The sequence below is a fragment of the Pontibacter sp. GD13 genome, from assembly GCF_058216355.1.
The window spans coordinates 375,371-401,338 of record NZ_JBYZMQ010000002.1 but is presented as its reverse complement, the minus strand read 5'-3'; the positions used below and the strand labels follow the sequence as shown (position 1 = coordinate 401,338).

Annotated in this window: 23 protein-coding genes; 12 read left to right on the top strand and 11 right to left on the bottom strand. The window is 48.0% G+C overall.

The genetic code is table 11. From position 1 onward, the window contains the following. Nucleotides 1–23 precede the first annotated feature (23 nt). The 7 genes from AC4BAN_RS05365 (at nt 24) to AC4BAN_RS05335 (ending at nt 6,470) form a co-directional block, all read left to right on the top strand. Nucleotides 24–830: a tRNA pseudouridine synthase A gene (locus AC4BAN_RS05365; RefSeq protein ID WP_490563349.1), complete on the top strand. Its 807-nt coding sequence runs from the start codon at nt 24–26 to the stop codon at nt 828–830. A 141-nt stretch (nt 831–971) separates the two neighbouring features. Beyond that, a complete protein-coding gene (locus AC4BAN_RS05360) occupies nt 972–1,757 on the top strand; it encodes a bestrophin-like domain (protein WP_490563348.1) in 786 nt (261 codons plus the stop codon). A 168-nt stretch (nt 1,758–1,925) separates the two neighbouring features. After that, nucleotides 1,926–2,666: a hypothetical protein gene (locus tag AC4BAN_RS05355; RefSeq protein WP_490563347.1), complete on the top strand. Its 741-nt coding sequence runs from the start codon at nt 1,926–1,928 to the stop codon at nt 2,664–2,666. Between the two features lie 215 nt (nt 2,667–2,881). Beyond that, nucleotides 2,882–3,808: a mechanosensitive ion channel family protein gene (locus tag AC4BAN_RS05350; protein ID WP_490563346.1), complete on the top strand. Its 927-nt coding sequence runs from the start codon at nt 2,882–2,884 to the stop codon at nt 3,806–3,808. Between the two features lie 173 nt (nt 3,809–3,981). Next, the gene (locus tag AC4BAN_RS05345) at nt 3,982–4,473 is read left to right on the top strand and encodes a VOC family protein (RefSeq protein WP_490563345.1); all 492 of its coding nucleotides are present in this window, start codon (nt 3,982–3,984) and stop codon (nt 4,471–4,473) included. 73 nt (nt 4,474–4,546) lie between these two features. Continuing rightward, on the top strand, nt 4,547–5,611 hold the full coding sequence (locus AC4BAN_RS05340) for a proline iminopeptidase-family hydrolase (protein ID WP_490563344.1): 1,065 nt from the start codon (nt 4,547–4,549) through the stop codon (nt 5,609–5,611). Nucleotides 5,612–5,831: 220 nt separating this feature from the next. Further along, nucleotides 5,832–6,470 carry a c-type cytochrome gene (locus tag AC4BAN_RS05335; RefSeq protein ID WP_490563343.1) on the top strand — a complete coding sequence of 213 codons (639 nt, stop codon included), beginning with the start codon at nt 5,832–5,834 and terminating at the stop codon, nt 6,468–6,470. Nucleotides 6,471–6,979: 509 nt separating this feature from the next. On the opposite strand, the gene dacB is transcribed toward AC4BAN_RS05335, so the two are convergent. The 4 genes from dacB to AC4BAN_RS05315 all read right to left on the bottom strand — a co-directional run bounded on the left by dacB (nt 6,980) and on the right by AC4BAN_RS05315 (nt 10,664). After that, entirely contained in the window at nt 6,980–8,368 is a 1,389-nt protein-coding gene (dacB, locus tag AC4BAN_RS05330; protein WP_490563342.1) for a D-alanyl-D-alanine carboxypeptidase/D-alanyl-D-alanine endopeptidase, read from the bottom strand. A 57-nt stretch (nt 8,369–8,425) separates the two neighbouring features. Beyond that, nucleotides 8,426–8,974, bottom strand: coding sequence for a DUF1543 domain-containing protein (locus AC4BAN_RS05325; RefSeq protein ID WP_490563341.1), 549 nt, complete (start codon nt 8,972–8,974; stop codon nt 8,426–8,428). A 100-nt stretch (nt 8,975–9,074) separates the two neighbouring features. Then, nucleotides 9,075–10,199: a three-Cys-motif partner protein TcmP gene (gene tcmP / locus AC4BAN_RS05320; RefSeq protein WP_490563340.1), complete on the bottom strand. Its 1,125-nt coding sequence runs from the start codon at nt 10,197–10,199 to the stop codon at nt 9,075–9,077. A 243-nt stretch (nt 10,200–10,442) separates the two neighbouring features. After that, nucleotides 10,443–10,664: a hypothetical protein gene (locus AC4BAN_RS05315; RefSeq protein ID WP_490563339.1), complete on the bottom strand. Its 222-nt coding sequence runs from the start codon at nt 10,662–10,664 to the stop codon at nt 10,443–10,445. A gap of 251 nt (nt 10,665–10,915) precedes the next feature. On the opposite strand from AC4BAN_RS05315, the gene AC4BAN_RS05310 reads away from it, so the two are divergent. Both AC4BAN_RS05310 and AC4BAN_RS05305 read left to right on the top strand, forming a co-directional pair. Beyond that, the gene (locus AC4BAN_RS05310; protein WP_490563338.1) at nt 10,916–11,353 is read left to right on the top strand and encodes a hypothetical protein; all 438 of its coding nucleotides are present in this window, start codon (nt 10,916–10,918) and stop codon (nt 11,351–11,353) included. A gap of 43 nt (nt 11,354–11,396) precedes the next feature. Next, on the top strand, nt 11,397–12,959 hold the full coding sequence (locus AC4BAN_RS05305) for a protein adenylyltransferase SelO (RefSeq protein ID WP_490563337.1): 1,563 nt from the start codon (nt 11,397–11,399) through the stop codon (nt 12,957–12,959). Between the two features lie 58 nt (nt 12,960–13,017). Here AC4BAN_RS05305 and AC4BAN_RS05300 read toward each other — a convergent pair whose 3' ends face one another. The 4 genes from AC4BAN_RS05300 to msrA all read right to left on the bottom strand — a co-directional run bounded on the left by AC4BAN_RS05300 (nt 13,018) and on the right by msrA (nt 16,711). After that, nucleotides 13,018–13,431: a VOC family protein gene (locus AC4BAN_RS05300; protein ID WP_490563336.1), complete on the bottom strand. Its 414-nt coding sequence runs from the start codon at nt 13,429–13,431 to the stop codon at nt 13,018–13,020. A 2-nt stretch (nt 13,432–13,433) separates the two neighbouring features. Beyond that, nucleotides 13,434–14,363, bottom strand: a complete 930-nt coding sequence (locus tag AC4BAN_RS05295; protein WP_490563335.1) for a 2-hydroxyacid dehydrogenase — start codon at nt 14,361–14,363, stop codon at nt 13,434–13,436. 21 nt (nt 14,364–14,384) lie between these two features. Next, the gene (locus AC4BAN_RS05290) at nt 14,385–16,028 is read right to left on the bottom strand and encodes an ABC-F family ATP-binding cassette domain-containing protein (RefSeq protein WP_490563334.1); all 1,644 of its coding nucleotides are present in this window, start codon (nt 16,026–16,028) and stop codon (nt 14,385–14,387) included. A 146-nt stretch (nt 16,029–16,174) separates the two neighbouring features. After that, nucleotides 16,175–16,711 carry a peptide-methionine (S)-S-oxide reductase MsrA gene (gene msrA / locus AC4BAN_RS05285; protein ID WP_490563333.1) on the bottom strand — a complete coding sequence of 179 codons (537 nt, stop codon included), beginning with the start codon at nt 16,709–16,711 and terminating at the stop codon, nt 16,175–16,177. Nucleotides 16,712–16,936: 225 nt separating this feature from the next. On the opposite strand from msrA, the gene AC4BAN_RS05280 reads away from it, so the two are divergent. After that, the gene (locus AC4BAN_RS05280) at nt 16,937–17,605 is read left to right on the top strand and encodes a pseudouridine synthase (RefSeq protein WP_490563332.1); all 669 of its coding nucleotides are present in this window, start codon (nt 16,937–16,939) and stop codon (nt 17,603–17,605) included. A gap of 122 nt (nt 17,606–17,727) precedes the next feature. Here the strand turns inward: AC4BAN_RS05280 and AC4BAN_RS05275 are convergent, their stop codons facing one another. From AC4BAN_RS05275 to AC4BAN_RS05265, 3 genes are all read right to left on the bottom strand, one after another. After that, nucleotides 17,728–18,906: an alpha/beta hydrolase gene (locus AC4BAN_RS05275; RefSeq protein WP_490563331.1), complete on the bottom strand. Its 1,179-nt coding sequence runs from the start codon at nt 18,904–18,906 to the stop codon at nt 17,728–17,730. Between the two features lie 240 nt (nt 18,907–19,146). Continuing rightward, nucleotides 19,147–20,676, bottom strand: coding sequence for a PQQ-dependent sugar dehydrogenase (locus AC4BAN_RS05270; protein ID WP_490563330.1), 1,530 nt, complete (start codon nt 20,674–20,676; stop codon nt 19,147–19,149). 448 nt (nt 20,677–21,124) lie between these two features. Then, on the bottom strand, nt 21,125–21,826 hold the full coding sequence (locus tag AC4BAN_RS05265) for a Crp/Fnr family transcriptional regulator (RefSeq protein WP_490563329.1): 702 nt from the start codon (nt 21,824–21,826) through the stop codon (nt 21,125–21,127). 604 nt (nt 21,827–22,430) lie between these two features. Here AC4BAN_RS05265 and AC4BAN_RS05260 point away from each other — a divergent pair. Both AC4BAN_RS05260 and AC4BAN_RS05255 read left to right on the top strand, forming a co-directional pair. Continuing rightward, nucleotides 22,431–24,515: a T9SS type A sorting domain-containing protein gene (locus AC4BAN_RS05260; RefSeq protein WP_490563328.1), complete on the top strand. Its 2,085-nt coding sequence runs from the start codon at nt 22,431–22,433 to the stop codon at nt 24,513–24,515. 65 nt (nt 24,516–24,580) lie between these two features. Beyond that, nucleotides 24,581–25,921 carry a tetratricopeptide repeat protein gene (locus AC4BAN_RS05255; RefSeq protein WP_490563327.1) on the top strand — a complete coding sequence of 447 codons (1,341 nt, stop codon included), beginning with the start codon at nt 24,581–24,583 and terminating at the stop codon, nt 25,919–25,921. The last annotated feature ends 47 nt before the right edge of the window (nt 25,922–25,968 follow it).

Sequence of the window (25,968 nt, the reverse complement as noted above, 5' to 3'; positions counted from 1 at the left end):
TGCATGAAACTGACAAAAGTACTGTGAGGTATTTCTTCCATATCGGGTATAACGGTGGCAATTACAGGGGCTGGCAACGGCACCCATACGGTGTAAACGTGCAGCGGGTAATTGAGGATAGTCTGAGTCGCATCCTGAAAACACCTATTGCCATTGTAGGCTGCGGACGAACAGACGCACAGGTGCATGCCACGCAGTTCTTCTTTCACCTGGATGTTGCACAGCCCTGGGAGTTTGACATGCTTTTCAGGGTGAACAAAACATTACCCGCGGATATTGCCGTATTCGATATCATCCCGATGGAGGGCTTGCCGCATGCCCGTTTCGATGCCAACCAGCGCGACTACGACTATTTCATCCATACGTATAAAGACCCCTTTCTCAATCAGGTCAGCTCCTTTTACCGCCTGGAAAACCTGGACCTGGATCTTCTGAATACGGCTACTTCCCTGCTCCCCCTTCATAACGACTATAGTTCGTTTTGCTTAACCCCGCTGGAGCATGAGAGTACGATCTGCCATGTATCCCGTGCCCGCTGGCATGCGGAAAGCAGCGGGGAACGGCTTCGTTTTCAGATCTCGGCAAACAGGTACCTCCGCCGCATGATCCGGATCATTGTCGGGCAGCTCCTGCAGGTGGGAAGCGGCACCCTGAGCCTGGATGCCTTTGAAAGTTACTTGTCCGCAACCCGTGCCCCAAAGCAACACAGCCCGGCGCACCCGCAAGGCCTGTTCTTGACCAAAGTGACCTACCCTTACCTCAACCTCCCCGCCCGAAACCCTTTTCCTGCCTTCCAGGACCAGCAGCTAAACGCAGACTCGACAGTTTAGTGCTAAACATGAAAGATCGATAATAAACTATAGCTGCATGATGCACTTAACTAGTGTCATAGTCCTGTTCTGCAGTAACTGCGTATAGCGGTATAGCACAATAAATAAATTCGTGAAGCACATATCTTATCTTGACGTAAGATGGATAGCACCAGGGAAATCATGTATAACCAGAACAGCGTTTTAATTGTAGCAGTTTTGTTTGTCATTATCTTACTTGCCAATGAAGCCGGTTTCAGATTAGGGCATCGTTACCAGCGTAAAACAGATACGGATGTAAAAACGCAGACCAACACCATACAGGCCGGCACCCTGGGTTTGCTGGCGCTTATCCTGGGCTTTACGTTTAACATGGCCCTGCAACGGTATAACGACCGCAGTGAAGCTGTGATCAATGAAGCAAATGCCATCGGAACTGCCTTGCTCCGTACCAGACTCCTGCCTGTGCCCTACGATTCGCTGACCCACGAATTGCTGCAACAATACATCAATTACCGATTGCAACTCAGCAACACCGAAGATGCTATGATAACAGAAAGGGAGCAATTGGACGAGGAAACTAAAAGAATTCAGAGTGAAGTATGGATAAATGCCGTGAAAGCTGCCCGAATTGATCCGAGGCCAGTAACGTCCGGCTACTTTATTACTGCGCTCAACAACATGATCGATGCCTATGGAACACGAAATGCCCTGTTGCAGCTCCATGTTCCGGAGGTCATCCTGTTTTTGCTGTTCATCGTGTTCATCACCGCTGGCGCCATGATGGGCTATTCGAGCGGCTTAGGAAAGAAGAGGTCCCTGGTGCCCTCAATGATGATGAGTTTTCTGATCTGCCTGGTGGTTTTCATCGTCATAGACCTCGACAGACCCAAAAGAGGCATCATCAAAGTAAACCAGGATAGCATGCTGCAATTAAAAGATGACTGACCATGAAGAGTTCTTTTTCCTCCTGAAAACCAACTCTTAAATGTAAGCAGTTCACAGGTATGTCTGCATTATGCTGGTCTAACCTGGGTAGACTGACACATTATTTTCTTTCCTTTACTTTACCGATCTTGCCCTTTTAAAAATTATCCCCTAAATCAGCAGCTGCTTATGAACCGCTTGTTATCTAAAGACAAATCAGAGCTGCTGCTCCATTATCTTGAGGTGGCGCTACCGGATGCAGTTTACGATGCAGAAAAGCACCGGCTGGAACTCATACCGGATCAAACCAGTGCCGGGCAAGTGTATTTCCGATTACCCCTCAACCTTACTTATACCAGCTTTAAACAAAAAGCAGCACAGGCTACTTCTTTTAAGTATGTTATTCTGCTGATACAGGCTGGCAACTGTGCGCTGGGCTATTTTGAGGATGGCTATAACGTGCACCACAAAGTTTTCAGGTCGTATATGGTCCGGAAAAAGCAAGGGACAAGCCAGATCAAATACCTGAAAACAAAGGGCAAATCCAGGGCCGGTTCACGCGTGCGGCTCGGAGAAACAACTGAGTTCTTCGAGAACATCAACACGCGGCTACAGGCATACTTTGAGGAACACGAAGTGCAGTGCATAGCGATCAGCTGCTCCAAAACACTGCTGCCTTACCTGTATCATGCCAAAACAGCGCCGCCCTTCACTAAGAACGACTCACGTCTTTACAAAATCCCCAAACACATCCACACTCCCATTTACGATGTGCTTTTAGATGCGAACCAGTTCCTGCTTCGTGGGGAGTTGATCTATGAAGAGGCGCAAACAGCCTTTGCAATAGACCTATTGGTTAAAGCCAGGGTAGCGCAGACAGAAACTGATGTATGTGATGATGCGGATGACCTGGAGAATGAAAGCGCCTGACTGAAGTTTATGGTGCCGGTTTAAAAACTCGTTGCAGCGTTCACAGCATGCACCTCATTTCGGTACCAGTAATCGAACTTTGGCACCGCCTTAAAACAGGTAAATGCAACTTGAAATATGCCGATTCGTTAATTAGCAGCAGGCAAGCCGAGCAGACTTTTACACCGCGGAGCTTTGGCTTTGTTAACCTGCCTTTCTACCCAACAAATCTTTATATGCAAGAAGAAAATAGCCTGAACCTGAACAACACCACCGATGACCTGATGCGGGTTGCGAACGAATATTGGGAGAAATTCCTGTTCATGTTGCCTAACATCCTGCTGGCACTTGTCATTTTTTTTATCGCACTCTGGATTGCCGGTAAAGTGAAAACGATGCTGGAGGCCAGGCTCACCAGTAAAGCGCACGATAAGATTATGGGCAAATACATTGCCCTGGTGGCCAAATGGCTTGTTCTGATCATCGGTATACTGCTGGTGCTGCAGGCCCTGGGCATGAGTGGCATTGCAGGCGGACTGCTGGCCAGCGCGGGTTTATCGGCTTTTGTGATTGGCTTTGCCTTTAAAGATATCGCAGAGAACTTTCTGGCCGGTCTCATTCTCGCCTTTAGCCGCCCTTTCGAGATCAACGACACCATAGAGGTAGAAGACACCATCGGGAAGGTAAAGGAACTGCACCTGCGCACCACCCACATCCTGACCTTCGACAGTAGGGATGTTTATATCCCGAATGCCACCATCCTGACCTCTAAGCTGACCAACCTGACCCAAAACGGCTTGATCCGGATGGATTTTGTAGTGGGAATTGATTACAATGATAACATTCAGGATGCTATTAACCTGATCGAAAAAACAGCATTGGGCGTGGATGGTGTTTTGGAAAAAGACCCGCCCTATGCCACTGTAGAAGAGCTGGGCGTTAGCACCGTGAATATCAAAGTTTTTTTCTGGGCCGAAACTACAGATTACAAAAAGGCGGTGCTCTTACTGAAAGGAAGCATCATGCAGGCCGTGACCAAAGCTTTGCTGGAGAATGGCTTCGGGTTGCCCGCCGATATCCAGGAGCTTAAGCTCTACGATTACCAAAAGGATATTCCTATCCGGATGGTGGAACAAGCCGCAAAGCCCGGACAGCTTGACTAAACCAGCTGCGGCAATATCTGTTTCCGCTCCTTTCATGTTATAAGGGCATAAACCTACCCTTTACTGTTTAAATGAAACATGCGTAGGGTGAAGGACATTAACAAAAGTGCCATGAGCAGTATTGAAATAATGTGGACTGCGTACATTCGTACTGTTTTGAAATCTGCCAAGCCATGAAACAGGATTATACAATACCGACCCAGACGCGCATTGGCCATGTGCACCTGAAAGTTTCAGACCTGCCCAGAGCGCTGGCGTTTTATTGCGACTTACTTGGCTTTGAGCTGACCACCACGTACGGCACCGATGCCGCCTTTATTTCAGCTGGAGGTTATCACCACCACATCGGCCTGAATACCTGGTACAGCAAAGGCGGCTCTCCCCCACCCGTCCAGAGCACCGGCTTGTTCCACACAGCCATTGTCTATCCTACCCGTAAAGATCTGGCCGCTATCCTTAAACGGTTGCTGGATGCAGGTTACCCGCTGGCGGGAGCCTCTGACCACGGTGTTTCGGAAGCTTTGTATTTATCAGACCCCGACCATAATGGCGTAGAACTTTACTGGGACAGACCGCAGGAGCGCTGGCCACAAAACCCCGATGGTTCACTGAACATGTACACGCGTCCGCTCGACCTGGAGAATCTGCTGCAGGAACTGGAATAGTAAAGACGGCTTACAATTCTTTCTGCCAATTTTTTCCTATCTTCATTTCGATATACCTCTAAATTTGATACATATGAAACGTATTCTACCTGCTTTACTGATAGTGATGTTGCTGTTTCAGCAATGCACCTCTTCCGCTGATGTGGTGGCAACCACCGAAAACGGTACCCCCACAGCTGCCTACCTGGATAGTTCCGGCAAGCCGGATGAAATAAGTGGCGGTGCCCGTATGATTACGATCTCTACACCCAAAGGCGATTTTAATGTCTGGACAAAGCGGGTAGGCAATAACCCTACCATGAAGGTGCTGCTGCTACATGGCGGGCCGGGTGGCACGCACGAGGCTTTCGAGTGCTTCGACAGTTATTTACCAAAGGCTGGCATCGAGTACTTCTACTACGATCAGCTGGGCTCACACTACAGCGACCAGCCAAACGACACCAGCTTATGGAACACTGCGCGTTTTGTGGAAGAAGTGGAACAGGTGCGGAAAGCTTTGGGCCTGAACAAGGATAATTTTTACCTCCTCGGCCACTCATGGGGTGGCATACTGGCCACGGAGTATGCCCTTAAATACCAGGACAACCTGAAAGGCCTGATCATATCGAACATGGTTGCCAGCGTTCCGGCTTACAACAAATATGCCCAGGAAGTGTTGGGTCCGCAGTTGAACCCTGAGGTACTGGCCGAGATCAAGCAGATCGAAGCCAACAACGACTTTCAGAACCCGCGCTACATGGAATTGCTGCTCCCTAATTTTTATACGGAACACCTGCTGCGCATGCCTTTTGAAAAATGGCCGGAGCCAACGGTGCGCATGTTTAACCACATGAACCAAACGATATATGTGCAGATGCAGGGTCCAAGCGAATTCGGCATTACAGAACAGGCCTCCCTCAGGAACTGGGACAGATCGCGTGACCTGCCTCAGATAAAAGTACCTACCCTGACGATCGGTGCCGAGCATGACACCATGGACCCGGAATATATGAAATGGATGGCAAGCCAGCTGCCAAAAGGGCAATCTCTCTATTGTCCGAATGGAAGCCACATGGCGATGTACGATGATCAGAAAACGTACTTTGACGGGTTGGTCAGTTTTATAAAACAAGTTGACAGGGAATCTCAGAAAAAGTAGCCACCCTGCTGCTTATTATTTTTTTTACTGGAAGGCATGCTATATAGTTAGCATGCCTTTTTTAGCATAATAGTATACAGGAAGAAAGTATACAGAAATAAATAATACTTTCACCCAATAATTATACCTATCAACGAAATAGTATTAATATACACTACATAAATTATTGATCAGTAGTATATTGTATAAGGTAAAGGAGTGAAACCTTACAATAATCACTATGAAAGTAAACAATATTTACCCCGGACTAATTCTTATTTCAGGTATCTGCTTGCTTTCGCGGTGTTCCGATATAAAAACTGAGAACCATCTGGAACAAGCCGCGCTCGTACCTGCGCTACAGCAGGGTACACCGCAACTTCAAAATGGAGGCTTCAAAAGTCAGGTGGAATATGGCAAGCACCTGGTTATGATTACGGGTTGTGGCGACTGCCATACCCCTAAAAAAATGACGGACAAAGGCCCTGTGCTGGACCAGACCTTAATGCTTTCAGGACATCCGGCGAAGACGCCTCCTCCTGACATAGAGCGGGCAGAAATAGAGAAAAAGGGGTTGGCTGTTACTGATAACTCGACTGCATGGGTTGGGCCCTGGGGTATTTCTTATGCAGCGAATCTCACCTCTGATAAAACAGGTATCGGAACCTGGCAGGAGCAGAATTTTATTAAAGCGCTCCGGGAAGGAAAACACAAAGGAATCGCCTCTGCCCGCACTATTTTACCCCCTATGCCCTGGGAGATGTATCAGCACATGTCGGATGAAGAACTGAAAGCAATTTTTGCCTACCTGAAGTCAACCAAACCGATCAACAACAGGGTACCGGAGCCTGAACCTCCACTATCTGCAGGCAAAAATTAACCCTTGTGTTATTTTCGCTCTAAAACATAACATGCGAAAACTAAATGAATATAACGTGGCAAGTTATTCGATAAAAAACCTTAGCGTGCTAAAGAACCTCCTCCACAGGCAGCCGTCATTAAGAAAGGTATACTAATCTTCTGGCTGTTTCTGATGGTATTCATTTTCACCACCAGAAATGATCGTGAAACTTACGAGGTGGCTTTTTACGTCCGTACATGTAATATACCACATAGCCCACGCCGTACAGTGTCAGAATCAAAACGATTATTAACGCTTCCATACTTTTTCCTTGTAGTACCGGCAGTATCCCGCAAGTATTGTTATAAACAATGCCAGGTGATGCAATTTATATAATACGTAAATCCTGGGCTTTTTGGGTAAGCATCGGCTTTTTGGGTAAGCATCGTCATTTTATGTTAAGGCGACAATTTGCGCTATACTGAAATTAGATAAGCAAACAGTCGCTTTCCTTTGGTAAATAAGGTGGGTATTAAAGCAGAAAGAGTTTACTTCAGCACGTTCAGTACCTTGTACATTTTAGGCACCAGCGAAGCCGAAGAGCCATTGTAATTATTCACGGTAAACGCAAACACGTAAGTCCGCCCTTGCTTGCTGGTATGGTAGCCGCAAAATGCTTTAACCCCCTGAATGGTGCCGCTTTTCATTTTCATGCCGTTGTAAACAGGCAATGCATGGTAAAAACCGCTGTACCAGGGTTGTTTAAAGGCATGCAGTAAAATACTGACCTGGGCGTGGGTTGTAACCCGGTTCAAAGGGGAAAGCCCGGAACCATCCACCATCATCAGCTCCGTATCCGGGATGCCGCGCTTCCCCCAAAAATGCTGTATCGTTTTAACACCGGTATCCGCTGCGTTGTTTGCGCCGTGTTTCGAGGCAATGGTTCTGACCAGCGCCTCGCCGTATAAATTGATGCTCTTTTGGTTGAACCAGTACATAATACTGTCCAGGGGGGGCGAGGTAATGGTATGAAAAACCGTAAAATCACTAAGCTTCGTTGCCTGTTGTGCAGCACGTTGCGGCAATTGTATGCCTAAAATTTGTAAGGTATCGGCTAAAGTATAAATAAACTGGCCGGAAGCGGAAGGCATGGCGCCTGAAATTTTAAAGCTGTTTTCCTTAACCGGAATAGTACCCCGAATGGTGACGTACGATGTGCTGACCGGGAAATAGATGTAAGCTTTATCACCGGTACCTGTAGCCGCAGAAACTACCTCAGAACGAAAGGAAACATTTTTAAGGGGAGGTTCAGTTCTGAGAACTTTTACCGGGTCGCCAATGGTATGCCCGGATCGTAAAAAGAGATCGTACTGGTTTTCGCGCCAGTTAAGTTTAGCGGCCCCGGCACCGTAATAGTTAGCCAGGTCCTGCCAGATCCAGCCATCCGGAATCACTTCCCCCTCCCACCCTGCATTATCCAGCAACAGCGCGTCGAATTTCCGGATACCAGTTTTGTGAATTGAATGGGAAAGGTTTTTTAACACCACCGGCGCTTTGGTTTCCGGCCAGCGCCAGCTACCCAGCGTCGGGTCGCCGGAGGGGAGGATCATCAGGGAAGTCCGTTCTCTGTCCTTGTGAAAGGCAAACCTGGTTTCATAACGGAAATTCTTGCCGAGCAGCTCATAGGCACTTACGCTCGTGATCACTTTCTGTGTGGAAGCAGGGGCTAAACCTACCAAACCGTTTTTCTGGTAGATCACTTTGCCCGTTTGCGCATCCACCACGTACAGTGACGCCAGGCCACTGCTCAGCTGTGGGTCGCGTTCAAAAGCCTCAAATGCAGCTTTTAACTTAGCAGGCACTTCCTGTGCCCAGGAAGCTGTGTGCCATAACAGGGCGAAAAATACGAGTAAAGGGCGGCTAAAAGATGTTCCCATGGGCACAAAGAAAGTAAAGGCAAGATCTAAAGCCCTAAAAAGTCAGGAGCAGAAAGTTTATAGTTTACCCAGCTTAAAATACCCCAGGTGCATCTTATCCTCAACGCCTGAATTTTTGGGGATCAACTGCAGACTGTATTTTTTCCGTTGAGATTCTGTAAGGATATCCTTCACTAAAAAAAGGTCGTCTACATCCACGCCAAACTTATCGTCTACGTGCGAGGCTGCGCCCTTAAAGCCCGTGTGTTTATAAAAGGCTGTCTGTTTGCCCTGCCTAATAGCCTCGCCCTGATCTTTGGCAACCGCTAGCATCTTATAATGGAATTCATCAAACTCATTCACTTTGTATCCGCCGAGGTTCAGGAAAAACAATTTGGGCGTACTTAGATCCATGTTCATTTCATGTTCCTTTTTTGGCACAACCACTACCTCGTGGCCATCTACAAAGTTTACCTCGCGCCATGCATCCACGTGTAACAGGCTTTTCGCTTCGGGCCAGAAAGTTTTGAGCTCAGGCACAAGCTCCTTCAAAGTGTTGGCAATGCCAAAGAAAATATCGTGTTGTTCTGTGTTCCTGCCCGCAGGCCTGCACCCTAACAGGAGCATATATAACTTAGGATTTTGCATATGACAAATATACGTACTTGTACCGAGCGTAAAATTACTTTTCCAGACTTTATCAAAACCTGTGCCTGATTCAACAGGATCAGGTATATACGATTACAGAAGTAAAGGATACTTTGCGCATCGGCTTTCTGGATACAGGGTTGAAAGCGGTGACCAGACCAGCTGCCCGCAGCGCCTCAAAAGCTTGCAGGTAATTACCCCTGATGTAGCTTGTGCCGATGTTATGATGCCTGTAAATACTATCCAGGGGTAGGTTATGGTAAAAATCTGCCATATGGGCTAATGCTGACGTCAGGTTTTTAATGGAATACCGGTACTGCTCCTGAAACAGGGAGAGCTGGTGCTTGATGTTGGCGCCGAACAAGGGCACGCCGTCTTCCTGAAAATCGCTGTACATGAGCATGAGCTCCTTCATCTTCATGTAAGCGGTATCTGTTTTGGAAACAAAAAAGAGGTAATGACTGGTCTGGTTCTTCTTCGGGAGGCTTATTTTGAAACGAAACGTCTTGTACTCCTTTTCTTTGAAGATCTCCTCGAAGCTGTCCACGATAAAGTCTTCCCGCTGCGTGGCGTCCTGGTAGCGGTCATAAAATTCTGTGATCTTCCGGATACGTTCTACCCCGAAAATATCCCACAGGATGTGTTTTTCTGTCACGTTTTGGATGGCGGTCCGCATTTTAGCAGGACTGAACAGCATAAAAACATCCAGCCCCCAGCGCCTGATGGACTGCAAAAGCATTTGCTGCGAAAAATCGTAACCGAAAGGGTCCGCAAAAAGAAGCGCGGGTGTGTCGGTGCCCAACAGCCGGGCCAGTAAACTAAAATTTATCTCCTCGTGCAGCAGTACAGGCTTGTGCACCAGGTCAGCAAAGTATGGCAGCTGCTCCAGGTTCTGTTTCAGCCTGGCTGCTATAGCAGGCTTTTGGTCTGTAAAAAACGTCCTGACAATTTTATTCAGGTTATACCGATCCGATGTCCCGAAAACACTGTTCAAGATTTTAACCGGGCATGCTGGCTTTTTATCAATAAATGCTCCTTCGCCGGCATACAGATCTATAAAAGCCAGACTATGATCCGACTTATAGCGCTGGCCCTGCAAGTAACTACTGCACCAGGCTTTAAAGTACTCGCTCAGTATTTCTGATTTGATCTCGGATGCGTCACGCTGTATTTTAAAGAATTCGCTGGTATCGGCAGTAGACATTAAGTTGAATTAGACAGTCGTGCGTTTGATGCAGCGTGTTGGCCGCTGGATGAATAACAAAGTTAACCGGGAATTCTGGAATGAAAAGCACGGGGCCGGAACAATTTACAGCTGACAGGAAAAAACCTGCACCAGGGATATGCAGGTTTGAGTTACCTGAAATCGATAAAAAAAGTATGGGAGACGCCATGCCGTCAGGCATCTTCCATCTCCCTTATTAAACCGGAATAGTAAGCGGTAAAATTAAGATGACGTGTCCTCTGGTAATACCTCATCCTCCTGCCGGCTTATATAAACACCGTACATAATAAGCCCGGCGCCGGCAGCGAAAGCCAGGTAGCCTTTGTTTTTGTTGGTTAAATCGTTCCAGAAATCCATGCCGAATTTTCTTGGGTCCTGAATGGCTGCAGATATCTCAGAGGGGTTCTGGATCAGGTAATCAATCGTTTTGTTATTCGTCTTCATATCGTTTATGTTTTAAAACTTTAATACGGCTATACTTCCGTATTAGATATAGAAGCGAGGATTGTTTGCCATATACGTTGGGGTAAGGCTATACTTTCAGGTTCGGAAGCAGTTCTCTCTGATGCTACACGCTGCGGTGTTAAAAGTTGTTAAAGGAACCACCTTAATTTTATACTTCCTATCTTCGCAGGCAAAGCCGGCACGAAAATGCGTGCCGCTACGTAAGCTAAAAACACAGCGATCTGTAAAGTATGATGAGATTAACAGGAAACCTTAACCAGATAAAGCAAAAAAGGGACGACAATAACAAGGACATTGAGCTCCTGGTTGACAGGATTGAATATATTACCCAAATGAAAGACGGCCGTTTTTATCAGCCATTTGATTTTATGGATGAGCTAGAAACGCCCTTTACCCTGACCGGCGATTGCCTGGCCAGGGTTACAGGCAAGCATTTTGAAGAAGGCGAACACCGGTTTCTGGTATATGACAAAGTCGGCGAATTGTATGAGCTGAATGAGAACAAGGAGCTTTACGTGACCACAGCGTATGACTTTGATGCCGATGTCACCATCTTAACCGCGGTCGAATACGCTGTCCATGTCACGAATGAGGAATTTCAGCAATTAAAGCACGAGCGAAGCGTAGAGAAGAAAGCTAAAAAAGGAAGAAGCAACAGGAAGAAATAAACCCGATTTGCCTGTCAGCATTGCCACCATGTAACCCACCCGCATGCAAAGTTTACTTACCATACCCTACCACAACAATTTTGTCCATAAATTCCCGGGAGATACTACCGGTGACCTGACCCCGCGCCAGACACCCGGCATGCTGTATTCCAGTGCCCGGCCCACCCCTGTCGCAAAACCTGAATTGTTAGCCTGGTCGGATGAGCTGGCCCAGGAATTGGGTATCCAAAAACCAACAGCGCAGCAGGAAGTGGATATACTGGGCGGTAACCTGGTGACGGAAACCATGCAACCGTATGCCGCCTGCTATGCCGGGCACCAGTTCGGTAACTGGGCAGACCAATTGGGAGATGGCCGTGCTATTACGCTTGGCGAATGGGAAACCGCTGCAGGCAAGTCATGGGAACTGCAGCTGAAAGGAGGTGGTCCCACTCCCTATTCCCGCCGTGCGGATGGTCGCGCAGTGCTGCGCTCCTCGGTACGCGAGTACCTCATGAGCGAAGCAATGCATTACCTGGGCGTTCCCACCACCAGAGCGCTGAGCCTGGTAGCCACCGGCGATGCGGTGCTGCGCGACATGTTTTACAACGGAAATGCAGCTTACGAGCCCGGTGCCATTGTCATGCGCACCGCTCCAAGCTTCCTGCGATTTGGCAATTTCGAAATGCTGAACGCCCGTAAGGAGATTGACAATCTGCGCAACTTAACCACCTGGACTATAGCGCGCTATTACCCCCATATTAAAGCGGAGAATAAGGTATTGCCTTGGTTTAAGGCAGTAGTGGACCGCACCGCAAAACTGATGGTGGAATGGATGCGCGTAGGCTTTGTGCATGGGGTGATGAACACTGACAACATGTCTATACTTGGTCTCACCATCGACTATGGCCCCTATTCGTTTGTGGATGAATATGACCCGACTTTTACCCCGAACACCACTGATTTACCTGGCAGAAGATATGCTTTTGGCAAGCAGCCCTCGGTTGCTTACTGGAACCTGGGTTGTCTGGCTGGCGCCTTGCTCCCTTTGTTGCCAGGGCAGAAAGAGGAACTGGTGGCCACGCTCGAAACGTACCAGGAAGTATACTGGCAGCATTATTATGCCATGATGGGGAAAAAGCTGGGGCTGGACCAGGTTTCGGAAACTGACATCCAATTAATCAGGCAACTGGAAGCCACCCTGACTGCATTGCAGCCTGATATGACCATCTTTTACCAGCTCCTGCTCGATTTGCCCCTTCACGTTGGAGATGCTAAGGCGGTTATAGCCCATTTTGAGCAGAGCTTTTACAAAGCGCCTGCTGAACAGGAAACAGAGGCCCTGACAGACTGGGTAAAAACCTATATCGCTCGGCTGAACACCAACACCATCAAACGCCTCGATTCACAGCAAATGATGCGGGCCGCCAATCCGCGTTTCATACTTCGGAACTACCTGCTACACCAGGCTATTGAGCAACTGGAGAAAGGCGATGCCCACCTGTTTACAGAACTCCAGGCTGCCATCAAATCACCTTACTCCAGCCAGTCTGACAAGTTCTTCGCCAAAAGGCCAGACTGGGCCAATGAGAAAGCGGGTTGCTCCATGTTGTCCTGTAGTTCGTAGACGAAAGGAACACGCTGGAAAAGGAACCGGCGCCCTGGTGGACCAGCACGCAGCTTAGCTAGGATGCAAATATTTCCTTTACATCCTTATACGCCTTAATTTCCAAAGGATTTCCGCTCATGTCAAGGAAAAACATCGTATGCTGTTCCCCTGGCTTCCCCTGATAGCGGATATATGGCGCCACGATAAATTTCACATGGTGCTGGGTTAATTTTTCCTGCAACTGCTCAAACTGCTCATGTTCTAGAATACAGCCAAAATGAGGGATCGGAACACGGATGCCGTCCACTTTTCCGCAATAATCCAGCGCTGGCAGATGAGGGCTAACGTGGGCAGAAAGCTGGTGTCCAAAAAAATCAAAGTCAATCCAGCTCTCCGTGCTTCTGCCCTCCCGGCAACCCAACACGCCTATATAAAACTGACGTGTGGATTCAATGTCCTTCACCTTGAAAGCGTAATGAAAAGACCCCATGCTTAGTATCCTTTTTTGGGTGAGACTACATTGAGCAATTGTTGTTTATTCCGCAACCTGTCATAGTTTTCAAGGATAAGAGGAACCACAGAGGCCGGGTCGGTTACGCTGGCGATGTGCGGAGTTACGTTTACCTTCGGGTGCGCCCAAAAAGGATGCTGTTCCGGCAGCGGCTCTTCCCTGAAAACATCAAGGCTCGCGCCTGACAAATGGCCGTTGTCCAGCATTTCAAGCAGGTCGGCTTCCACCAGGTGCGCGCCCCTTGCTACGTTTATGATAAATGCGTTTTGGGGTAACTTTCGGAACGTTTCCTTGTTCAGGATGTTTTTGGTTGCTTTGGTTAGCGGCAATAAACAGATCAGCACCTGGGCCTGAGCCAGGAAAGCATCGAGGGCCTCGTCGCCGGCAAATATGTTCACACCTGCTATGTTCTTTGCCGTACTTGCCCAACCATTCACATTAAAACCTAGTTTAGCCAGATTACCGGCCACATGCGCGCCTAAAACACCCACTCCCATCACACCCACGGTTACATCGCTGATGCGCAGGTAGGGCTTCGGTGTCCAGTTACTTTCCGTTTCCTGCGTTTTATAAAATGACAACCCGCGAAGGTGGTTCATGACAAGGGCAATGGAGAAGTCGGCCATGTCGCGGGTCAGGTTTTCGTCTGTTACGCGCGTGATCTGGGCCAAGTCTGGCAAGCCAGGGTCTTTCATGATATGGTCCACGCCGGCACCCATGGATGAAATGCACTGAAGGTTCGGAAACTCGGCAAATACTCCGATCGGATGATTCCAGACAAGGGCAAAAGTAATATCTTCCTTATTACCTGTGTCGGGGTACAGTCTGAGGTCCAGCTCCGGTCTTTTCTCTTGCAATGCTTTTGCCCAGGGTTTCATATCCCTCCCCTGGCTTATCAGTATCATGGCCATTGTGCAGCTTGTTTCAGTTAATTACTTGGTGGCGGTTCTTTCTATTTCACGCAGGTTTTCAAGCTTTTTATTTCTTAAAAACCCATTGATATCCTCAAAATGCTGTTTAATGCGTTTGTTGCCAAATTCAAACACCTTGGTTGCCAGTCCATCCAGAAAATCCCTGTCATGCGATACCAGGATGATGGTCCCATCGAAGCTTTTCAAGGCCTCTTTCAGGATGTCCTTCGTTTTGATGTCGAGGTGGTTGGTAGGTTCATCGAGTATAAGCAGGTTTACGGGTTGCAGGAGTAGTTTGATCATGGCCAAGCGCGTCTTCTCACCACCAGACAGCACTTTCACCTTTTTCTCGATGGTTTCGCCGCTAAACATAAAAGCACCCAGCAGGTCTTTTATGCGGGTGCGCACATCCCCTATCGCAATCTGGTCTATGGTCTGGAATACAGTAAGTTCCTGGTCCAGCAAGGCCGCCTGGTTCTGGGCGAAATACCCGATCATGGCGTTATGGCCTAACTGCAAATTGCCTTCATACTCAAGCTCACCCATAATGGCTTTCACCAACGTAGATTTCCCCTCGCCGTTCTTGCCTACAAAGGCCACTTTCTCACCACGTTCCAGCGTAAGAGAGGCATTTTCGAACACGGTGTAATCGCCATACTTTTTAGTGAGCTCCTCCACTATTACCGGATAATTGCCAGAGCGCGGGGCCGGCGGAAACCTCAGACTCAAGGCCGAAGTATCCACTTCATCCACTTCAATGAGCTGTATCTTTTCCAGCATCTTTACCCGCGACTGCACTTGCAGCGTTTTAGAATAGGTGCCTTTAAAACGATCGATAAAGCCCTGAATGTCGGCAATCTCTTTTTGTTGATCCTCAAATTGTTTCTGCTGCTGCTCGCGCCTTTCCTGGCGCAGTTGCAGGTAATGCGAATAGTTTACCTTGTAATCGTAAATACGCCCCATGGTTACCTCAATGGTGCGGTTGGTGATATTGTCTACAAAGGTTTTATCATGCGAGATCACAATAACCGCTTTGGCGTTGTTCACCAGGAAATCCTCGAGCCATTGAATGGATTCGATATCGAGGTGGTTGGTAGGCTCATCCAGCAGGATCAGGTCTGGTTTCTGCAGCAGAATCTTGGCCAACTCGATGCGCATGCGCCAGCCGCCACTAAACTCCTTAGTGGGCCTACTGAAGTCAGGGCGCTCAAAACCCAGCCCTTTCAGGGTTTTCTCCACCTCCGCATCAAAGTTTATCTCTTCGATGGAGTAGTACTTTTCCCCCAGTTCCGAGACCTGCTCGATCAGTTTATAGTAATCATCGGAGTCGTAATCGGTACGGGTTTCGAGCTGCGCATTCAAGTCCTCCATTTGCGCTTTCATATCCAGCACGCTTGCAAAAGCCTTGGAAGCCTCCTCGAAAACGGTGCAGTTATCATCGGTTAGCAAATGCTGGGGCAAGTACGCGATCACGGCATCCTTTGGGGCCGACATTTTACCTTTGGTAGGTTTGCTGGCCCCTGCAATAATTTTGAGGAGCGTGGATTTACCGGCACCGTTTTTCCCCATCAGGGCGATACGGTCATTTTCGTTGATGTTAAAAGCTATGTTGCTAAAAAGCGCCGAGCCGTTAAACTCGACGGTTACGCCGTCTACTGAAATCATGCTGTATATAATAAAGGGGCAAAGATACTATTTTTATCGCTTCAAAACCCCTGCATTTTATACATGTTACGCCTTTCTTAAGTAAGATTTAAGCGGCTTTTTAATGCATAAGTACCAGATTGCTACCAATGTTAATTGCGCTCTGCTTACCTGGCTGTTTTTAGCTTGTCTTTAAACTCTTTGTGAAATTTATCCATCTTCGGCTTAATCACATAGCTGCAGTAGGGTTCGTGGCCGTGGGTGTTGAAATAATTCTGGTGGTAATCTTCTGCAGCGTAAAATTTAGAAGCCGGTTCCAGCATGGTGACGATGGGGGCTGAAAAAGCACCGGAGGCATCCAGCTCATTCTTCAGCTTTTCTGCCACCTGCCGCTGTTCTTCGTTATGATAAAATATGACGGAACGATACTGTGTGCCCACGTCATTGCCCTGTCTGTTCAGGGTGGTGGGGTCATGCGTTTTCCAGAACACTTCCAACAGCTCCCTGAAGCTAGTTTTAGCAGGATCATACGTGATTTGCAGCACCTCGGCATGCCCGGTGCTGCCGGAGCATACTTGCTTGTAACTGGGGTTGTCTACATGTCCGCCCATGTAGCCGGATACTGCGCGCTCCACTCCTTCTAAATTTTGAAAAACGGCTTCTGTGCACCAGAAGCACCCATTGCCTAGTGTTGCTATTTCCATTGTTGTGCTTAAAATCAAAGTATAGTTAAATTAACAAATTGCGTTTGCAAATGTTTTCTACCCCTGCTGCGCATTTCTGCCACTAATGTAAGCGCGTAACTATTCTGGTTATAGCTGCCCCAGGTTTAGTAACAAACGCTTTTTTTAAGTATTGCTGATTTAGTAATACCCCAAATCCATACTTTCAGTTACTAATTAAGGGGTGTGCGGACAACATCCTTTTCCATGCCGCAACTATACACGCGTTTATCCGATGGAGCAGGATACTCCATCCTAAATCTGAAATTCTTAATTTTGCAGGGATACTTTGATTTCAGATACATGGAGCACCGGCATTTTATACTGCATAAACCTTACGGCTACATTAGCCAGTTTGTATGTGACCAGCCTAAGAAAAAGCTTTTGGGCAGCCTGTATACTTTTCCGGAGGGTACGATGGCGATTGGCCGGCTGGATGAGGATAGCGAAGGGCTGCTCTTACTAACCACAGACGGGAAAATGAGTGAGTTGGTACGGAGCAGCCACATTGAAAAAGAGTATTATGCCCAAGTTGACGGCTTAATAGACAGTATCGCTCTAAACAAATTAAGGCAAGGGCTTACAGTAAGTATTGAAGGTGTGATGTACCAGACAAGGCCTTGCCAGGCAGAAATACTTAACCCTTCCCCAACTTTCCCGGAAAGAAGCCGCCGCATACGCGATGACAGGCACGGCCCCACCAGTTGGGTATCCATAACCCTGACAGAGGGGAAAAACAGGCAAGTCAGGAAAATGACGGCAGCAGTCGGCTTCCCTACCCTCCGGCTCATCCGCGTGCGCATTGGCGCGCATTTAATTGGGAATATGCCGAGCGGGGCCGTGCAGGAAGTGGACGCTTATTCCCTGCCAGGTTAATGCTTTATTGAATTTCCACTGCCAACTTTACCGACTTAAAACAACCGAGGTCCTCATTTTAAAGTGAGGACCTCGATGGCTTGCTAACAGCTGCTTTACTACAGCTTTAAAATAGTAACTTGTTATTTGGCAAAAGCTTTCTTAAGTTCCTCTACTGCCATACTTTGGGCCTCTCTGGCTTGTGGAAGCACAGCAGCCATACCGAAAAACTCATGCGTAACGCCATCATAAACCTTGGTCCTTACCGGTATTCCTGCCTTCTGGAGCATATCGGCATACATCTGCCCCTCTGTCTGCAACGGATCGATCTGTGCATTAATGACCGTGGCAGGCGGCAGGTTTTTCAGGTTTTTGGCTTTCACCAAAGAGATAAGCGGACTTTCTGCATCCTTCGGACTGTTCAGGTATTTCTCGAAAAACCATTTCATGAACGGCTTGTTCAACGGGTGGGCCTCGGCGTACTTGTTATAGGATTCTGTGTTAAAATCATACCCAGCTATCGGGTACACCAACAACTGATGTATCGGAAGCTTCACGTTATTGTCACGGGCCATCATGCTTACCGCGGCTGCCAGGTTTCCACCGGCACTCTCACCCGCCACAGCAATTTTATCGGGGTTGATCTGAAGCGACTGTGCATTGTTGAGCACCCACTTATAAGCCGCAAAAGAGTCGTTATGGGCAGTGGGGAACTTATACTCTGGCGCCTGGCGGTAACCCACTGATACAACCACAGCCCCGGTTTTATCGGCAAGTGCACGGGCCGACGCATCGTAAGCATCAATACTGGCAATTACCCAGCCACCCCCGTGGTAATACACAATGCCTGGATACGGGGCACTTCCGCCTTGAGGGGTATAAACACGCACATGTATATTGCCGCCTTCTACGGGTACCGTGCGCCCGGTGGTATCTACTTTAGCGGGTGCCACCTGTATGTTGTTATCCATCATCACATTCTTCACTGCATCAGCCGGTGTTGCCGCTTGGCGTGCCTGCTGTGCTGACCTTTCAAATAAAGGAGGGCCAGTGATCAGACTGTCTAGCTCTTCGATCACCACCTGCATTGGATCTGTGATGGTTGGACCCCACGCTGGCGCCGGCCCTTTTGGCTCCAGGTTCTCCCCGTTATTCATCGCACCGTTTTGCATGCCATCCATATCAGCATTTGCAACCTGCTCTGTTGTTTCTGTTTCTGTTGCCTGGTTCTCGTTGTTCTGAGAGCAGCTGACGGTAAACAACACCACGAAAGCCAGGAAGAACATCGGTAGGCCTGAGTTTTGGCTTATACGTTCTCTCATGGCTTTATATTGCTGTCGATAAGAAGCAAGGTGTTTGATTAGATTAGTTTGTTTCATTGTTTTATTGTTAAGTTCAAAATATTAAACTACTCATACGGAAGGTGTAGAACCTTAGGTTTTGGTGGCACATAAATGTTGCTTCAGGGGCAAAAAAACAGCCATTCGCATTTACATACGAGTGGCTGCCATAGAAACAGATGATATTTAGTTCTGGCTTAGAGCTGTTTCGGGTAATACTCCTTATTGCTTCGTCACTTTCCAGATTGAACCAGTGCCCGGCTGGTACGCATAAGGGGGTTTTTTGCTCATGTCAATCGTTACCACACCGTAGTCTACCACATACAGTGCACCATCGGGACCGAACCGCACCCCAAAAGGGCGTTCAATACCGGCTTCCTTGCTACCTTGCGCTGATGCCGGTCCGGGCTGCATGTTGCTTAGGAAAGGTTGCATGTTTCCGGTGGACGGGTCAATCATCACAACGCGGCTTCCGGCAGGAGCTTTCCCTCGCAAGGGATTTGTTGGAGGAGCCAGATCGCCCCATTCGGCTACAAAGAGCATTCCCGCCAAATCACCCCATGAGGACGGCGCCACATCGATCATACTTGGTGATGAATTAACCTCATGTCTTCCTACAACTACCGAAGGGTCAGGAGGGGTTAATCCGCTTGCCTGATGGTCTATTACAAAACCCAGGTTTTTGCCTTGCGGCTGTCCGTTTAAAACAACCATGGCCTGCAGGCTGTCCGGCACCTCAAATGTGGCATCTGTCAAGGGCTTGCGGCTGGCAGAGAAGTCCGGGATACCGTACCACATCCCTTTGCGAATACGCAAGGTGGCATCTATCTCCCCTTTCACCGGTCGGGCACCACGCACATCGTAACCATTCTCAGCGCCATACATTTCACCTGTGCTGCTCCAGGCTAACCCGATTAAATTCCGAAAGCCCCATGCATACGTTTCCATGGTACCCAGCGCATTGGCAGGGTCGAAAGCCAGTATAGAGCCGCCGCACAATTGCACACCCTTTATTACCTGGCCGGGCGTGGAAGGGGTACCATACGGCAGGTAGGCCCCGGTTAAAACCGTATCGCCCGGATTGCTTGATCTAAAATCAGGTGTCTTAAAGTTTTTCCCTAACAAAACTATGTCCTGACACGGCGTAGTGTGCACATTCGGGCTTCGCATGATCCAGGGGGCAACCGATTTGTCTACCACACCGGCATTTCCTGCCGGGCCAACCGCCACATACATTCTGCCATCCGGACCAACCCGTATATCATTTATCTGGTGTTCGGCCTGGCTGTCTATGATGCCTTTAAAGATAGTTTCTACCTGGCCATCCATCGTCACCCGCGAAACAGCGCCGGTAAGGTCGTCGGCACGGTGTGTGATATAGAATGCCCCGTTATACCAGGCAAGGCCTACCACAGCAGGGTTTATTCCTTTACTGGCCAGGTCTACCACTTCGGTGGCCTTTCCGTTTTCAATTTTCATGATGCGGATGGGTGCTAGTTTTTCAGGCTCCAGCCCTCCCCCCGCTTCTACTACATACATATTCCCCTGATCGTCCCAGGTCATGCTGGTAGGTAACTGAAGGCCTCCAACTACTTTCTCCACCTTAAAGCCATCCGGTGTCTGGATATCCGGGAAATCATTGCTACCCTTATTGTCATCATTGCAACTCAGTAGTATACTGAGCGGGAGAAGCAACCCCAGCGAAAACGTTAAACGCTTTAGAGCGTGTATTTTAAGATTTTTTACTTTCATAATGCTTTATTTTTAATCGCTAATTACATGGTGTGCCATTAATACCTGGCAATTCTTACTGGCATGCACACTGCCTGTCGTGTTTGAGGTGCCTGCACAATTTTACGCTCTCACAACCTGTGAGTTAGCTGTACATACACTGATATTGAGTTTACAGCCAGGTTACTCTCTGCCAAAATCATCCATTTTGCAGCGCACACAGCTACCCGGCAGTTTTTGGACGTGATCGGACTGAAGCCGGAAAGTTTCGGTTTTGTCGTGATGCTGACAAATTTGAAGATAATTTTTTAAGGTAACGATGCAACGGGAATGCATTTTCCGGCTATATCAGGCGGGCATAAAGGAACAGATAAAGATCTGCTGAGACTTCTTCCTGAATTTAGGGCTTACTTTATACTTTATATAACGGCTGGCAGCAAACCATTTGTGTGGCTGGTAAAGGCAAAAACTATAGGCTGCTCAGGCTTTTGATATAGATTCGATGTCGGTCATAAAGAATTATTCCGGCCTTTTCCAGGTTTTTGAGAACAGAGGAAACAGTTTGGCGGCTGGTTGCGGTAAGCTTTCCTATCTCTTCATGGGTAATATGCATATGAATGGCCGCCTCGTTAGGGTTATTGGCCACCTGATGGCCATATTCCTTTGCCAACTCCTTTAGAAAGTCCATGATGCGCTCCTCAGCCGTTCTGAAAATCAGGCTTTCCAGGCGCCTCTGTACCTTCTCAAGGCGCTCGCCAATAGTTTTGCTAATCTGCAGAATCAACCTGGGGTTCTTAGCCATAAGCCTGGTAAAATCGCAGGCATTAAACTTACAGACCAAGGAGTCTTCTGCTGCAACCGCCACCTCGGTGCGGCTAGCCTGCCCAACCACGGCTAGTTCGCCAAATATCTCACCTGGCCCTAAAATGGCAAGAATCACCTCTTTGCCGGTTGCAAACTTCTGTGTAATTTTAACTCTACCCACTTTAATTAAATAAAAACAGTTCGAGGTATCGCCCGAGAAGTATATAACCTCCTCTTTGTTGGTTTTTTGCATTAAAGCAAGTTTGCCCAGTTGTTGTCGGTCCTCTGTGGTTAACACGCTAAAAATATTAAAATTCTCAAGGTACCACTGCTTCGTTTTTTCATGCTCTCCTGTTGAAAGTGACATAGAAGGTTATTGGTTAGGGTTTACAGATTTTCACTTCGTTGGTCCAGCGGTTAAAGAAAGTCTGGCCCAAAATCAAAACAGCAATTGTCAACAGTAGTCCATACGCAACCATTTTAGCCGGAAACTGCTACATTCTAAAGTTTACGATGCCCAAAAGGGGCAATAAGTTCTTCTACAAATTTTAAATATTGGCATGTTAAAACTTTAAATATTCAAATTTTGCCCGTCTGATGTACGATAACATAGGGTAATTGGATACGCTGATTTATATTCCCAAATCTGTTAATTTTTTTAAAATAACTTTTAATATAAGGACTAACGTAAGACGATTAGTAACAAGCATATTAGTAAATACGACCGTAAAATTTAACTCTCTATGATAAAAAAATAGTCTTTAATCTAATAATTATGTTTTTATGTGACAATACATACTTTTTTTAGTATTTTATAAATTTTTATATAATTATTAAATCTGATATCAAATTAGTTCCGTAGGTACACTTATATTCGCTCCCATTACCCCTGATCACCTGCTCACCAAGCCCTTCTGTGAGTAATTGCAACACCAAATGTTCAATTCTTACCATTTTAAAACTTATTGCTTATGAAAAATTTTACAAAGGTTGGCCTGAAAGCCTGGCTAACGCTGCTAGTTGTTGGCGGCGTGGTGGCAGTTGGCTCACAGACTAACTACCTCGAGTCGTCGAGCCACAGGGAGGCGCCTATGATCATGAACGATCCGCTGGCAGATAATACAGATGTGTATGCTTTCCGAAATCCTACTGATCCCTCCAGAATGGTGATCATAGCGAACTACATTCCGTTTCAGCTGCCACAGGCTGGTCCTTATTACTACAACTTCGGAGAGGATGTGATGTATGACATTCACGTTAAAAACGATCCGAAGACAAAAGGCGATGACATTATTTATCGTTTTGATTTCAGTATTAAAAATGAGGATCCGACTACCTTCTTTAACATCCGCTTAGGAAAAGAAAACCAGAAGGTAAGCTACAATGTTCTGAAAAGCACCGACAACGGAAAAACCTTCTCCACTATTCTGGAGAATGCCGTTGTGCCGCCGCCAAATCAGGGACCGCGTTCCATCGAGAGTGCCGTTGGTCTAAACAGCAATTATCACCAGGAATCCCTGATCGAAGGAATCCAGAGGCTCCCTTCAGGCGAGAAAATCTTTGTAGGTCCTGTGGATGACCCGTTCTTTATTGATGTAGGTGGTTTTTTTGACCTGGGAAACCTCAGACCAGAAAACCCTGTGGATGGCCTGGCTTGCAAAAACGTGCATACCATCGCTATGAACATTCCGATCACGACACTGCAGAAAGACGGCAGAACAGCTAACCAGGCGAAAAGCATACTGGATTCAGACTATGTGATCGGTGTGTGGGCATCAGCGAGCCGCCCTAAGATTACTGTGCGTGAAAGAGGAGGCAAGGTGAGCCACAGTGGCCCTATGGTGCAGGTATCCCGTTTAGGAATGCCACTTACCAACGAGGTGATTATACCGATAGGCCGCAAGGACGAGTGGAATGCCACCACGCCATACAACGAAAAGAAGTTTGAAGAGTATTTCACCAATCCGGAGCTGTCGCTTTACATAGACAACACCGCATTTGGTGACCAGATACCGGAGTTAGGGGCTTTGCCGCTACAAATGAACTCACTTGGTCAGTATGACTTCCGAAATGGAAAGGATGGCTTGTACCCACTGCTCAACTCAAAAGCTGTAAAAGGCACCGCGCTGGACCCTGCCCTGTTTGGCAACTACCTGCTGCGCCCTAACGCGCCGCGCTCCGTAGATATTCTGCCTATTTTTATGACAGGCGTACCGAACCTTGCACCGTACCAGTTAGCCACCGGCAAAGGCGGTAACCCACTGGCTAAAGGCAAGCCGTTTGTAAACAACTTCCTGCCAACCTTCGGGGACATGCTTCGCGTGAACATGGCCGTGCCTATCACACAAAGAGACTCCCCTGACTTTAGCAGGTTCGGTTTGGTGCAGGCAGCTGTGCTCGGCTTAACAGACCCACGCTATAACTCAAATTCCAACATGGAGTTTATCCCGAACATGGATGGTTTCCCGAACGGAAGACGCATAGAGGATGACGTAGTGGACATTGAGACCATGGCCGTGAGCGGTGTTGTGCTGGCAGCTATTGGCTTATGGTACGACGATTATGTGCCCGGAAGTCCGAACCCTGTTACCAAAGATCTGCTTACCGTGCTCACCTATCCGTATGATGGCGTGAACACCAACGACAAGCCTTACTTGCAGGGTTTCCCTTATGTGGCGCAACCGTGGAGCGGCCTGGAAGGCAGCACCTGCGAGTGCGGCGAGAAGAATGGCATGATGGAGTCGCAGAACATTCAGGGCATGAACCTGAACGTGGCGCCGCCTGAGATCATGATGAAGGAAGTAGAGTCGTATCCGAACCCTGCCTCCGAATCTACCACGATCCGCTACAGCCTGCGCGACGCTTCGGCCGTATCGCTGAAAGTTTATGACACAGCAGGCCGTTTGGTGGCCAGCCCGATGACCAACAAAAAACTGGATGCAGGCATGCACGAGGTAAAGCTGGATGTAAGTAAGTTCGGAAACGGCATCTACTATGCTACCATGCAAAATGCCGATGGCAAAACGCAAACGATCAAAATAATAGTATCTAAATAAAAATAAGGCAGGTCGGCTTTTTGTCGGCCTGCTTTTATTTCATCCTACTTTAAAAACCTTATTATATGAAAAAAGGAAACATCTACGCCATACTTTTTGCCGTACTGCTTGTTGCCGCCGCTGGTTTTTATATGCACAGCAGAAACATAGAAAAACCGATCCCTCCGTTACACGACAGACAAGGCCCTATTGCCACAACCAGTGAGTGGCTCAACACCAAAGCAGCCATTGAAGGCTTGCAATACAAACTCCGAAAAAACAGCGGAGACACCCACAGTAAACTGTTACTGGCCATGGCTTACATGCAGGAAGCGCGTGTAACCGGCGACCACCCCTACTATTACCCAGCCGCCCTGGAGCTGGTGAATGATGTGCTGGACAGGAAAAACATAGACCCTGCCATCCGCTACGAGGCGATCGTGGCCAAGGCCTCCATACAACTCTCGCTCCACCAGTTTGAGAATGCTCTAGCAACCGGCCATGAGGCCCTGAAAATGAACGATAAACGCGCCGCAGTATACGGGGTGCTGTGCGATGCCAACGTGGAACTGGGTAACTATGAGGAAGCCATAGAAATGGCCGATAAAATGGTGGCCAGCCGGCCGGATCTGATGTCTTATGCCCGCATTTCCTATCTGCGCGAGATACATGGCGACATGGACGGAGCTATTCAGGCCATGCAGATGTCGGCCAACGCCGGCTACCCCGGCCTGGAGCAAACGGCCTGGGCCAAGTATAACCTGGGACAATTGTACGAGCGCACCGGAAATTTGCAAATGGCCGAGATCACTTACAAGCAGGCACTGCTCGAGCGACCGGAGTATGCCTTTGCCACCGCCGGATTGGGAAGGATAAAGGATAAATCGGGCAACACGAAAGAAGCCATTGTGCTTTTGAAAGAGGCAGCGGGTGCTTTGCCGGAGTTCTCTTTTCAGGAGGAGCTGGCGCACCTGTATAAAAAGACGGGGCAGGAACGCGAAGCAGAAAAAACCATGGAAGAACTTCTGGAAGGTTTTGAGGCTGACCAGGAAGCCGGACATATAGTAGACCTTGAATTGGCTAAAGTATACCTGGAACTCAACAACGACCCGGACAAAGCCATGGCCTATGCTATGAAAGAATACAAGCGCCGCCCAAACAACATTGATGTGTGCAAGGTGATGGCCTCTATTTTTTACGCCAAAAAGGACTTTGGCAGAGCAAACGCCATGCTGAAGAAAGCCACGCGGACCCAGAAACAGGATGCTTCGCTGCTTTGCCTGAACGGACTTGTAAACTATAAATTAGGTCATAAGGTAAGCGGTGAGCAACTGCTTCAGCAAGCTTTCTCGCTTGACCCTTTCCAAAACGACCGTATCGGTGCGGAAGGCAGAAGCATTATCTCCAAGCGACTGTCCAGTTTATAGCATTACTTCAAACCCTCTTATGCCTGGTTTTCTGTTCGATTGATGGC